Here is a 12,894-nt window from a genome sequence, read left to right as displayed (position 1 = left end):
CCTGCAACCTATCGAGGGCAGCGGTGCTACCTGAGATTTATGGCGTCGAGGGTTGTTTGGGTTGTGGTGTTGCCGGTCTTGTCGGTGACGGTTGCCCGCAGGGAGATCTGGATGACGGTTGGCGGAGTGGGGAAGATTGCTCGGGCTCCGACGATTGAGGCGCGCTTCCAGGTTTTGCCGTCCGGTGAGTACTCGATGACGAGGTTCTTGACCGGTGGGGTGCCGCGCTGGGCTTCGTACGTGAAAGGCAGGAGGGTGGTGGGTTTGCGGGGTAGCTGATTGCGCGTGTCGACGGCTGGGTGGAAGCGCACGAAGCGCAGCGGGAGCGGGCCGTCGGTGGTCGAGCGGAAGGTGGCGTCAACGGAGGTGGTCCCCGCCAGCGAGGTCTCCAGCCGGTACTGCGCCGGCGGCTGGCCAGTCACCTCCAGCTTGCCGAACTCGTCCGACTCGGCGACCACCTTGCCGTCGCGCGACAACTTGGTCACCGCCACGCCCTCCGACGTACCAGCGTGACCGTCGGAATCGTTGTGCGAGAAGAACTGCACCTTGAGTGCATCACCAGCCCGTACTGCGCTGCCTCGGCCGGCGAATCCGGGAGTGTGCACGGCCGCGTTCCAGCGCTCGTAGGTCGTCCCGGCGCGGAAACGCCGGGCAGGTGCCGTCAGGTTGATCGACTCGTCCTGGCAGATCCGGGTCCATTCGGTCGCGCCCGGTTCGTAGTACTGGTCGACCTTGGCCGGGAGCGTCATGCGGAAGCCGACGCCGAGTGGCGGGCGGACGTTCGGCTGGGATGCGACCTGGATCGCGGCGGCATCCGGCGTCGCCAGGCTGCCGTGGAAGGTCGACGCGACGTGCGCCAGCGAGCGATCGGAGACCTTTCTCGTCAGCCCGTCGAACGGCGATCCGCGCCGGGTGTCGAGCAGGTTGTAGGTGTACGGCGAATTGACGAACTCGCCGTCCCGACCGGGCGCCCCGATGCTCGTCATCACAAACGAGGTCAGCTGATCGTCCGGGACCGGATCGCCGAGACGACCGAGGAAGAGCGCGTTGCCGGGGAGGAAGAGCTGGCCGAGACTAAGCCAAGGGCCTTCGGGAGTACTGCGGTGGAAGCCGGATTGGGTCAGGTACGGCTTCGCGTCCTTCCGGGGCACGGTGATGTCGACCGGCTTGGCCTGACGCGCGTCGGCGACCAGGGACCGGTGGCCATCGATCTCCAGCTTCGGTTGGACGAGTTGGCTCGTTGCCGCAGCGCCACTGATCGTTGCCTGCAGCAAGTAGGAGCCGCGCGGCAGCCGGACGATTTCTTTGCCGTCGGCATCGACTGGACCTTCGTGGAACTCTTCGGTGGTGAGGTTCCAGAGCCAGGATCCGCTGGATGGTGTGGGCTTTCCGTCGCGACCGAGGTGCGCGATCGTGAGGTTGTAGCTCTCGACCTCTTTGTCCGCGACGATGGGCGTGATGAGCTGCTGCTGTCCGGCGGTGGCGATGATCCTGCCGTCGTACAGGCCGTCCGGGCCGCTGTGAGAGGTGTCCGACGTGACTTGAAGGGACGCCTTGCCGCCCGCGGGGATGATGAGCTTGTTGGTGCTCAGCGTCAAGGCTTGTGCTGGTGCCGGCTGGCCGGTCGTGGCGAATTCGGTGCGGAGGTCGAGGGTGACGGGGCTGGTGCCGAGGTTGCGGTAGACGAGTTGCTTGGCGACGGGCTTGTCGTCGGCGTGCGGCCAGAGCGCAGTACCGAAGGAGATGCTCGGCGTCTCGGCGATGACGGATTGAGTGACCGCGCGGCCTGCGTATACCCGCCCGGCACCTTGCTTGTACGCCGTTAGATCGGCGGCTGGCTTGGCTGCTGCCATCAGTGCGCCTTTGAGCTCCGGGGCCTTCCAGTCAGCGTGTTGCTGGACGAGGAGTGCCGCGGTGCCGGTGACGTGTGGGGTGGCCATCGACGTACCGGACATGCGGGTGTATTTGTCGCCGACCGGATCCTCGGGGTGGGCGGCGGCGGAGCGAGCGGCGACGATGCCGACTCCGGGAGCCGTGATCTCGGGTTTGATCGCGTCACCGGGGCCGGGGCCCTGGCTGGAGAAGTCGGCCAATTGTTCTTGCGCGTTGACGGCGCCGACGGTGAGTGCCGAGTCGGCTGAGCCGGGGCTGTTGATTCTCGCCTTGCCGGGCTCGTTGCCAGCGGCAACCACGAAGAGGGTGCCGGTCTGGCGGGTGAGGCGGTCGACGGCTTCCTCGAGCGGGTCGAGGGCGTCCGAACCGGGACCGCCGAGGCTGAGGTTGACGACGTTTGCGTGCTGGGCGACGGCCCACTCGAGGCCGGCCAGGATGGCTGACTCCGGGCAGTAGCCGTGGGCGTCGCAGACCTTGCCGTTCAGGAGCTTCGCGTCGGGGGCGACGCCGCGGTAGCCGGTGACGCCCTTGCCTGCGATGGTCGACGCGACGTGGGTGCCGTGGCCGGCGGTGTCGTCGAGGGGTTCGTCGGTGAAGTTGGCGGAGGCGGTGACCTGGCCGGCCAGGTCGGGGTGGGTGGAGTCGATGCCGCTGTCGAGGACGGCGATCTTCACGCCTTTGCCGGTGTAGCCGGATTGCCAGGCGGTGGGGGCGCCGATCTGCGGGACGCTGTGGTCGAGCGTGGTGCGGAGCTTGCCGTCCAGCCAGATCTTCTGGTTCGAGTTGGCTTTGAGGAAGGCGGTCGCCTTGGACTTGGGGACGCGGAGGGCTAGGCCGTTGATGGCCGGGAGGGTTGCGGTGACGGTCGCGTGAGTTGGTTTGGCGCGGGTGGTGCGGTGGGTGATGAGGAGCGGGATGTCGGCGCGCGTGGTGTCGTCGTAGCCGTCGCGGAGGAGCCCGTTGAGCTCGAACAGGCGGGGGTCGAGGGTGCCGCGGTTGATGGCGTCGCGGACGTCTGAGGGGATGACCGTCCACTTGTCGGTTGTGCGGCGGGACTCGAAGTTGATGGTCGTTCTGCCTGGAGCGGGGCGGATGATTGCGTGTTCTGGGTTTGCGTTCAGAAGTACTACTTGATCTCCGGTGATGAGCGTGACTACTCGGTCTTTGGGTGGCGTGGCTGAGGTGGCGGGGATCGCGGCGGCCACCACCGCGCTGGCTGAGGCACGCTGCGCCGCGGAATTTGGCGGAGAGGCCGGCTGCGTATCAGAACCCGTTGCGTTGGAGGGGGCGGGGGCGGATGCCGCCGCGGAGTCTGCGAGAGGTGCGCTCTTTTCAGTTGAACCCGCAGCAGTGGTGGCGGACGCGGTGAGGGCGGTGGTGAGCAGTAGGAGTGGTAGCAAGCTGGGTTTTCTCACGTAGTGCTCCTGAGATGGCGGGTGGTCACGCTCCTTTATTTCCGGGTGGAGGCTGAGCATTTCGCCTAGGGTCAGCGGGTGGACATTGTGAGTGTGGATGGGCGGGATCGGGCGGTTTTTGAGCGGTTCTTCGCAGTTCGGGATGGGGTGCGGCGGGAGGAGGAGTTTCCGGTTGGGCTTGGGCTGGAGGAGGCTCGGGTGTTGATGGCCGGTGAGCACTCGGATCTGCGGGCCGAGGGGATCGGGCTGGTGGATGGTGACGAGTGGCTCGGGATTGCCTGGCTTGACTGGTATTTGCAGGAGAACACGCATCTTGTCGAGGTTGAGCTTGCTGTTGCCGCGCCGTACCGGCGTACGGGGGTGGGCAGCAAGTTGCTGGAGGTTGTCATCGACCGGGCGCGGCAGGACGGACGGCGGTTGCTGTCCAGCACGTTGCTGGGTGATGCGGAGACCGGGGAGAGCGCCGGTACTGCGTTCGCTGCCGCGCGCGGGTTTATCCGCAAGCATGTCGAGCTGCACCAGGTGCTCGAGCTGCCGCTGTCGGAGGCGCGGCTCGCCGAACTGGAGCAACTGGCTCCCGGGTACACGATCGTCCAGTGGCGCGGCCCGCACCCCGAGGAGTGGATCGAGCAGTTCGCCGAGGCGCTGACCGCGATGGCTGAGGACGTGCCGATCGGTGAGCTGGACCATGAGCCGTCCCGCTGGACGCCCGAGCGGATCCGCGAGGCCGACGCCCGTCTCGCCAAGCAAGGTCGCTTCTGCTACACCACGGTCGCGATCGACGCCGACGGACAGCTGGCGGCGTACACGGAGATGGGTGGCGCCGCCGCCAATCCGGAGCGTCTGTATCAGTGGGGCACGTTCGTCCGTCGCGAGCACCGCGGCCGGCGGCTCGGGCTGGCTGTAAAGGTCCCGAACCTCCGCGCACTGCAGGCCGACCTCGACCACCCGGCCGTCGTGCACACCTGGAACGCCACCACCAACGCGCCGATGATCGCCGTCAACGACCACCTCGGCTTCCGCCGCGTCGCGCTCCGCACCAACTGGGAGCTCGAGCTCTAGACGAACACCCAATCCGGGTACGTCGTTGTCAGGAGCGCGCGGTGGTCGCTCCAGTCCGCGCTGCGGCGGGCTGGGTCGAGTGGATCGGCGTAGCCGCCCATCAGGCGGTAGCCCCAGGTGAAGGCGGCGACCGGTTCGAGGACGCGGGTGTGGATCACGTCCGGCACGATCACCAGGAAGGTGTCCGCGCGCCACACCCCGTCCGGATGGCCGGGGTTCGCGGGTGCGTCGAAGAAGGTCGGCAGGTACCCGTACGCGTACAGCGGCCCGCCGTCGGCCAGGAACGGCAACGTATCCACAAGAGCCTCGCCGTCAAACGAACGGGTGATCACCTGCACCCAGCCCATCACCGCGTTGAGGCCCTGCCCGTGGTACCGCAACGTGGCGGTACAGATCGGGAAACCCCGGAACGACTCCGCATCCAGCTCCGGTACGACGAGCTGATGCCCGGACGCCCACGGGTCGTCGTTGGCCAGCACCCGGATGTTGATCAGCCCGCGATGACCGCGAACCTCGAACGGTACGGACAGCTCTCTTCTCATCCACCCCTCCTGAGGCCATTCTCCAACCTGCGCACAGGAAACGGCGAAACCGACTGCCCGGGTCCACGGTCTTGCGCACCGGTGGGGACGAGAGGAGGGTGGAAGCGAGCAGCGTCTTGGGGGCAGCCTGTTCAGGTGGGGGAAGACGGCCGGCGCCGTCTTCGGCCGGTGAGGTCTGGGGGATCTGGCAACGGTCCGGAGCCAGTACTACGTGGTGCGTTCCGTCCTTCTTTTGTCGCCCCCGCCTGCAAGGGGGAGAAATGCCGAGGAAGGCGAACGGAAGAGCGGACAAGACCGGGCGCGGAGCCGGGCACGAGATGCCCGGCGGAGCGATGCCGGCCGGCACGGGTCGATCGGCCAACGGGTCGCCGGGAATGAACGGCGGATCCACCGGTGGGATGACCGGCAGCGGATCGGCAGCCGCGGGAATGACCGGCGGCGGCAGCCCTGCGCCGGGGATGTCAGGTGGCGGCGGTCCCGCACCGGGAATGTCCGGTGGCGGCAAGGGCGCGGGGATGGGCGGCGGCGAGCAGACCCCGTCGCGGCGGCAGTGCGGTGTGATGGACGTGCATCGACGGCTGCTGTCCACCTCGCCGGAGTACGTCGCGGCCCGGTCCGCCCTGGAGAACGCGACCACGCAGTACGTCGCCGGTGAGCAGCGGTTCAGTGGTGTCGCGCGGATCCCGGTCGTGGTGCACGTGGTCTGGAACACCGCCGCGCAGAACATCTCGCAGGCTCAGATCGACAGCCAGCTCGAGGTCCTGAACCGCGACTTCCGCGCCACCAACTCCGATCTCGGCATCGTGCCCGCTCCGTTCGCCGGCCTGGTCGCCGACTCGCGGATCGAGTTCCAGCTGGCCACGACCGACCCGGACGGCAACCCGACGACCGGCGTCACCCGGACCCAGACGACGCGAACGTCGTTCAGCACCGACGACGCGATCAAGTCGTCCGCGACGGGTGGCATCGATCCCTGGCCGGCCAACCGGTACCTGAACATCTGGGTGGGGCAGCTCGGTGGCGGCCTGCTCGGCTATGCGCAGTTCCCCGGTGGCCCGGCGGAGACCGACGGCGTGGTCGTCCTGCACAGCGGGTTCGGTACGAACGGGACGGCCGCGGCGCCGTTCGATCTCGGCCGGACCACGACCCACGAGATCGGGCACTACCTGAACCTGTTCCACATCTGGGGCGACGACGGCACCGGGTGCAGCGGCAGCGACGAGGTCGCGGACACCCCGAACCAGGGCGGACCCAACTTCGGCGTACCGACGTTCCCGAAGCTGTCCTGCAGCAACGGGCCGCACGGCGACCTGTGGGTGAACTACATGGACTACACCGACGACCGCGGCATGGTGATGTTCACCGCCGGTCAGGTCGCGCGGATGGAGGCCTGCCTGGACACCGTGCGCACGGAGCTCAACCAGGGCTCGGACCCCGGTACTGCGCTCCCGGTGCCGGCCGGCCCGGTGGTCTCGTGGGACGAGAACCGGATCGACGCGTTCGTGCTCGGCACCGACCGCGCGATGTACCACAAATGGTGGGACGGCTCCTGGGGACCGTCCGTCAGCGGCTACGAATACCTGGGTGGTGTTTGCATGAGTGCTCCTGAAGTCGCGTCCTGGGCACCGAACCGGCTCGACGCGTTCGTCCTCGGCACCGATCACGCGCTCTACCACAAGTGGTGGGACGGCACGGCGTGGAACGGGTACGAGAACCTCGGCGGCATCTGCATGAGCCCACCGCGAGTGGCGACGTGGGCCTCGGATCGGCTCGATGTTTTCGTCCTTGGCACCGACCGCGCGCTCTACCACAAGTGGTGGGACGGCACGGCGTGGAACGGCTTCGAGTATCTCGGCGGCATCTGCATGAGCCCGCCCGAAGTAGTTGCCTGGGGCCCCGATCGACTGGACGTCTTCGTCCTCGGCACGGACAACGCTGTCTACCACAAGTGGTGGGACGGCTCGGCCTGGAACGATTTCGAGTACCTCGGCGGCGTCTGCGCCAGTCCCCCGGCCGCCGTGGCCTGGGGCCCGAACCGGCTCGACCTCTTCGTCATCGGCACCGACTCCGCGCTCTACCACAAGTGGTACGACGGTACGTCGTGGTCGGCCGACTGGGAGAACCTCGGCGGCATCTGCTCCAGCGCGCCGACGGTGGTGTCGTGGGCGGAGAACCGGCTGGACGTCTTCGTCGTCGGCACGGACTCCGCGCTGTACCACCAGTGGTGGGACGGCACGTCGTGGTCCGGGTTCGAGTCGCTCGGCGGCATCTGTGTCGACGAGCCGCGGGTGACCTCGTGGGGCTCCGACCGGTTGGACGTCTTCGTCGTCGGGACTGACGGCGGGCTGTACCACAAGTGGTGGGACGGAACCGCCTGGGGACCGTCGATCACCGGCTACGAAGCCCTCGGCGGGGTGGTCAGCGATTTCCGCCTGGACCAGCCGGCGCCCGACCGGCCGGCGCCCGATCAGATGCCGATGACGACCAGCGAACAGGCGGTCCTGAACTGAACAACGCGCAGGGGCGGTGGACGCACTCCTTCGAGGAGGACCACGACGGCGTGACCGTCTACCGCCGCGACGACTTCGCCTTCCCGCCGGCCCGTGGCCGGCGGGGGGTGGAGTTGCGCGCCGACGGCACCTTCGTCGACTGGCTGATCGGGCGGGGTGACGCACCCGAGGCCCTGACCGGGCGTTGGTCCGCTGCCGGTCAGTTGAGTCGCGGGTCGGGCTCCACCGGGGCGATCGTCTCGGTGGAGCCGGATCGGCTGGAGATTCGCTGGGAGGAGTGAGATGTCCGTTCGCTACTTGGTGGCGCCGACCGCGGATGCCGCCGACGGCGCCAGGTCGGCGCGATTCGGCGACAAGACGATCCTGTGGGTGCCCGCTGACCAGAAGCTGGGGCGGGCGTCCCGTACGGCGCCCGGGCTGCTGCTGGTGACGCAGGTCGGGCGGAGCTTCCAGGACGAGTACCCCGACGTCACGCCGCTGCTCGATCACGGCCGGCATCTGGTGATCTCGGCTGCGGACAAACCCCCACGGCGGTCCAAGCATTGCTGGCGGGTCGAGACCTTGAAACCAGGCTCCACCGTCGTCGACGTACCGGCGCGGGTGGCCCGGCGTACCGATCCGGCGGTCAGCCACTGGCTCAGCGGGTTGACGCAGGCGTCGTACCAGGCTGATCTGACCTGGTTCGCGAGTCTGCCGACGCGGCATTCGCTCAGTCCGTCGTTCACCACCGCGGTGGACTTCGCCGCCGCCCGGATGGTTGCCCTCGGTTACAACGTCACCCGGATGCCGATCACCGTCGGGGCCGGCCGGTCGGAGAACCTGATCGGCGACCGTCCGGGCAGCGGCCCGGGTGCACGCGGACTCGTGGTGATCACCGCGCATCTCGACTCCATCAACCTCGCGGGCGGTGCCGGCGGCAGTTCACCTGGTGCTGACGACAACGCGAGCGGGGCGGCCGGAGTACTGGAGCTCGGTCGGCTGATCGCGAGCCGGCGGTGGCAGCACGACGTACGGCTGATCCTCTTCGGTGGCGAGGAGCAGGGGTTGTTCGGGAGCAAGCAGTACGTCGCGGCGCTGCCGGCAGCGGAGCGGGCGCGGATCCGCGCGGTGCTCAACATGGACATGATCGCTGCGAAGAACACGGCCGTGCCGACCGTGATGCTGGAAGGCGCTCCGGTGTCGTCGGGACAGATCGACGACCTCGCCGCGGCGGCCGCGTCGTACACGGGGCTGAAGGTCGAGACCTCGTTGCATCCCTTCGCCAGCGACCATGTGCCGTTCATCAACGCGGGGATGCCGGCGGTCCTCTCGATCGAGGGTGCCGACAGCGCGAACGGGAACATCCACTCGGCCAACGACAAGCTCGAGTTCCTCGACTGGCCGTTGGCCACTGAAATCCTGCGGATGAACGCCGCGGCGCTGGCCGGCTGGTTGGGAGCCATCAGCGCGCCTGCTCGTCCACAGCCTGCGGGCTCGGTGGTCTCCTGGGGTCCCGGACGCCTAGACATCTTCGTCGTCGGCACCGATTCCGCCCTGCACCACAAGTACTGGGACGGCAGCAACTGGCACGACTACGAGTCGCTCGGAGGTGTCATAGGCTAAGCGGGGTGAGGGATCTGGACTGGAGTGGTTGCCTGAACACCCGCGAGCTCGGCGGCTTCCTGACCCGGTACGGCGGGGTGACGCGGGCGGGCACGATGATCCGGACCGACTCCCCCGATCAGTTGGATGCCGACGGGCTGGCCAGGTTGGCTGAACTCGACGCCGGGCTGGTCCTCGACCTGCGCTCCGACTGGGAGCTGGCGCGACCACATCCGCTGCAGGACGCAGCGGCGTACCGGCGGATTCCGTGGATCGACCCGGTTCGGGACCAGGACCGGGTACCGGCCGACGAACCGCTGATGGCCGACATCTATCGCGGCAGTCTCGATCGCAACCAGGGGCAGATCGCGCAGGCTCTGCGCGCCATCGTCGGTGCACCGGATGACCGGCCCGTCGTCGTGCACTGCCGGTCGGGCAAGGACCGGACCGGCCTGCTCGTCGCGCTGCTGCTCGAGCTGGTCGGCGTACCGCGGAAAGAGATCGCGGTCGATTACGCGATCAGTGAGCAGCGGTTGGGGGTTCTCGCCCGTCTGGCCGAGCTCCCGGCCGAGGAACGCGCCGCTGCCGAGCGGCTGTCCCGGACTTTGCCCGAGACGATTCTCGACTCGTTGCGGCACATCGATACGCAGTACGGCGGAGTCCGGGCCTACCTGACCGGCTGCGGGCTGACGCCGCTCGAGATCCACCGGCTGGCGACGCGCTTGGTCGAGGTCCCGATCGAGGCGGTGGTCTTCGATTTCGACGGTCTGCTGATGGACACCGAGACGACGATGGTGGAGAGCTGGCGGGCCGAATGGGCCCATCACGGTCTCGAGCTAGACCTGGAGGACGACTTCTGGCCGGGACATGGCGGCGATACCAAGGAACTCCGCTACGGGCGGCTCGCGGCGCTGGTGCCGGACTTCGATCGCGATGCCAGCCATGCGCGGCGGACGGCGCACCGGGAGCGGCTGCACGAGTCGCTGGACTTCCGGCCGGGGATCCGCAATTGGTTGCGGGAGGCACGCGAACTGGGGATGAAGGTCGCGATCGCGAGCAGTTCGGAGCGCTCGTGGGTGGTCGGCCATCTGGAACGGGTCCGGGCCCTCGACCTCTTCGACCTCGTCGTGACCGGCGACGAGGTCGCGATGCACAAACCCGATCCCGCGGTCTATCTGCTCGCCCTGGAGCGCCTGGGACTCCCCGGTACTGCGGCCGCGGCGGTCGAGGACACCCCGCACGGCGTCGCGGCGGCGGCCGCGGCGGGTATGGCCACCGTGGCGATCCCCAACCCGTACGTCGAGCCGGCGGCGGTCGGCGCGGCCGACCTGGTTCTGAGCAGTGCTGAGCAGCTCCCGCTCAGCGAGGCTCTGCTGGCGCTTTCGCCTCCGGCCGCGCTCAACCATAGGCCTTAGTGCCGTGAGTCGGTTACGGTGAGCTGAAGTGGGACCGCCGGGGGGCGGCGCGGGGCTGGGGAGAGGATCCTGCGATGACACTGTTCGTGTTCGCTGCCGCGGCCGGATTCAGTCTGGCCGGGGTGCTCACCGACAACATGGCGATGCTCGAGGTCGGGCTGGGACTCTGGGTGCTCTGCGTGCTGACCGCGATCTGGACCTGGTTCCGGTCCAGCCGCCGCGACTTCCGTACGCCGGAAGCCGCCCGCGCGGCCGCCGAGGCGGGCGATCCCCGCGGGCTGCTGGCCCTCGCCCTGATCGCGAAGGACGCCGACGACCCCCACGAGGCCGAACGGCTGCTGCTGCTCGCGATCGACCGTGGTGACGTCGACTCGATGTGGGAACTGGCCGGCCTGGTCGAGGAACGCGATGGAATCGATGCCGCCGAACCGTGGTACCGGATGGCCGCCGACAACAACCACGTCGCGGCCCGGCGCCTGCTGAGGCGCCGCGACCACGTCAACGGCGACCCGACGTCCTGACTCGGACCACCCTGGCTCAGACGACAGAGAGCGGCAGCAGCTTCTTACCGGTCGGGCCGATCTGGATCTCGGTCCCCATCTGCGGGCAGACGCCGCAGTCGAAGCACGGCGTCCAGCGGCAGTCCTCGACCTCGATCGCGCCGTCCTCCTCGAGCGCGTCCTGCCAGTCCTCCCACAGCCACTCGCGGTCCAGCCCCGAATCCAGGTGGTCCCACGGCAGCACCTCGGCGTACTCGCGCTCGCGCGTCGTGTACCAGGCGAGGTCGACCGGCTCGCCGGCCAGCGCCTTCTCGGCGGACGCGATCCAGCGCTCGTAGGAGAAGTGCTCGCTCCAGCCGTCGAACCGGCCCCCGTCGCGCCAGACCTGCTCGATGATCCGGCCGACCCGGCGGTCGCCGCGGGACAGCAGACCTTCGATGATGCCCGGCTTGCCGTCGTGGTACCGGAAGCCGATCGCCTTCGCGTACTTCTTGTCCGACCGGATCGCCGCGTTCAGCTTGGCCAGCCGGGCGTCGGTCTCCTCGACCCCGAGCTGCGAGGCCCACTGGAACGGCGTGTGCGGCTTCGGCACGAACCCGCCGATCGACACCGTGCAGCGGATGTCGTTGCGGCCGGACACCTCGCGGCCGGTCGCGATCACCCGCTTGGCCAGGTCCGCGATCGCCAGCACGTCCTCGTCGGTCTCGGTCGGCAGACCGCACATGAAGTACAGCTTCACCTGCCGCCAGCCATGGCTGTACGCCGCGGCGACGGTGCGGATCAGGTCCTCCTCGCTGACCATCTTGTTGATCACCTTGCGCATCCGGTCCGACCCGCCCTCCGGGGCGAACGTCAGACCACTGCGCCGGCCGTTGCGGGAGAACTCGTTGGCCAGCGTGATGTTGAACGCGTCGACCCTTGTCGAAGGCAACGACAGTGAGACGTTGCTGCCCTCGTACCGGTCGCCGAGACCCTTCGCGACCTCGGCGATCTCACTGTGGTCGGCGGACGACAGGCTGAGCAGCCCGACCTCCTCGAACCCGGACTGCTTCAGCCCGTTCTCGACCATGTCGCCGATCGTGGTGATGCTGCGCTCCCGGACCGGGCGGGTGATCATCCCGGCCTGGCAGAACCGGCAGCCCCGGGTGCAGCCGCGGAAGATCTCCACGGAGTACCGCTCGTGCACGGTCTCGGCCAGCGGTACCAGCGGCTTCTTCGGGTACGGCCAGGCGTCCAGGTCCATCACGGTGTGCTTGGCCGTCCGCCACGGTACGCCGGGCCGGTTCGGCGCGACCCGCTTGATCCGGCCGTCGTCGAGGTAGTCGACGGTGAAGAACTTGGGGATGTAGACACCGCCGGTCGAGGCGAGCCGGTGCAGCACCTCGTCGCGGCCGCCCGGGCTGCCCTCGTCCTTCCACTCCCGGATCAGCTCGGAGATCGCCAGCACGATCTCCTCGCCGTCACCGAGCACCGCCGCGTCGATGAAGTCCGCGATCGGCTCGGGGTTGAACGCGGCGTGGCCGCCGGCCAGCACGATCGGGTCCTCGTCGGTGCGGTCGACGGCGTACAGCGGGATACCGGCCAGGTCGAGCGCGGTCAGCATGTTGGTGTAGCCGAGCTCGGTGGAGAACGACAGCCCGAAGACGTCGAAGGCCCGCACCGGCCGGTGGCTGTCCAGCGTGAACTGCGGGATCTGGTGCTCCCGCATCACCTTCTCCATGTCCGGCCAGACCGAGTAGGTCCGCTCCGCCAGGGTGTGCTCGCGCTCGTTCAGCACCTCGTACAGGATCTGCACGCCCTGGTTGGGCAGGGCCACCTCGTAGGCGTCCGGGTACATCAGTGCCCAGCGCACGCTCACCGAGTCCCAGTCCTTGCTGACCGAGTTGAGCTCACCGCCCACATACTGGATCGGCTTCTGCACAGTCGGCAGCAGCGCTTCCAGCCGCGGAAACAACGATTCAACAGTCATCACAGAA

At 68.4% G+C, this 12,894-nt stretch carries 9 protein-coding genes; 6 read left to right on the top strand and 3 right to left on the bottom strand.

Annotated features, from left to right (window positions below):
• Positions 1-26: 26 nt before the first annotated feature.
• Positions 27-3,098 (bottom strand): S8 family peptidase, encoded by a 3,072-nt coding sequence (locus ACQPYM_RS13990; protein WP_433020421.1) that lies wholly within the window; start codon positions 3,096-3,098, stop codon positions 27-29.
• 288 nt (positions 3,099-3,386) lie between these two features.
• Here ACQPYM_RS13990 and ACQPYM_RS13985 point away from each other — a divergent pair, with 288 nt between their 5' ends.
• Positions 3,387-4,370, top strand: coding sequence for a GNAT family N-acetyltransferase (locus ACQPYM_RS13985; RefSeq protein ID WP_433020418.1), 984 nt, complete (start codon positions 3,387-3,389; stop codon positions 4,368-4,370).
• Here ACQPYM_RS13985 and ACQPYM_RS13980 read toward each other — a convergent pair.
• Complete coding sequence (locus ACQPYM_RS13980; RefSeq protein ID WP_433020415.1) at positions 4,367-4,912, bottom strand: hypothetical protein; 546 nt, start codon at positions 4,910-4,912, stop codon at positions 4,367-4,369. The genes ACQPYM_RS13985 and ACQPYM_RS13980 overlap by 4 nt on opposite strands.
• Positions 4,913-5,172: 260 nt before the next feature.
• Between ACQPYM_RS13980 and ACQPYM_RS13975 the strand changes: the two genes are divergently transcribed.
• The 5 genes from ACQPYM_RS13975 (at position 5,173) to ACQPYM_RS13955 (ending at position 10,939) form a co-directional block, all read left to right on the top strand.
• Positions 5,173-7,422 carry a M43 family zinc metalloprotease gene (locus tag ACQPYM_RS13975; RefSeq protein ID WP_433020412.1) on the top strand — a complete coding sequence of 750 codons (2,250 nt, stop codon included), beginning with the start codon at positions 5,173-5,175 and terminating at the stop codon, positions 7,420-7,422.
• Between the two features lie 50 nt (positions 7,423-7,472).
• Positions 7,473-7,703, top strand: a complete 231-nt coding sequence (locus tag ACQPYM_RS13970; protein ID WP_433020409.1) for a hypothetical protein — start codon at positions 7,473-7,475, stop codon at positions 7,701-7,703.
• A gap of 1 nt (position 7,704) precedes the next feature.
• Positions 7,705-9,024, top strand: a complete 1,320-nt coding sequence (locus ACQPYM_RS13965) for a M20/M25/M40 family metallo-hydrolase (RefSeq protein ID WP_433020406.1) — start codon at positions 7,705-7,707, stop codon at positions 9,022-9,024.
• 5 nt (positions 9,025-9,029) lie between these two features.
• On the top strand, positions 9,030-10,418 hold the full coding sequence (locus tag ACQPYM_RS13960) for an HAD-IA family hydrolase (RefSeq protein ID WP_433020403.1): 1,389 nt from the start codon (positions 9,030-9,032) through the stop codon (positions 10,416-10,418).
• A gap of 74 nt (positions 10,419-10,492) precedes the next feature.
• Entirely contained in the window at positions 10,493-10,939 is a 447-nt protein-coding gene (locus ACQPYM_RS13955) for a hypothetical protein (protein WP_433020400.1), read from the top strand.
• A 16-nt stretch (positions 10,940-10,955) separates the two neighbouring features.
• Here the strand turns inward: ACQPYM_RS13955 and ACQPYM_RS13950 are convergent, their stop codons facing one another.
• Positions 10,956-12,887: a TIGR03960 family B12-binding radical SAM protein gene (locus tag ACQPYM_RS13950; RefSeq protein ID WP_433020397.1), complete on the bottom strand. Its 1,932-nt coding sequence runs from the start codon at positions 12,885-12,887 to the stop codon at positions 10,956-10,958.
• Between the last annotated feature and the right edge of the window lie 7 nt (positions 12,888-12,894).

Source organism: Kribbella sp. CA-294648 (assembly GCF_050943845.1).
Classification (GTDB): domain Bacteria; phylum Actinomycetota; class Actinomycetes; order Propionibacteriales; family Kribbellaceae; genus Kribbella.
The sequence above is the reverse complement of the archived record's forward strand: the minus strand, read 5'-3'. Positions and strand labels throughout refer to the sequence as shown.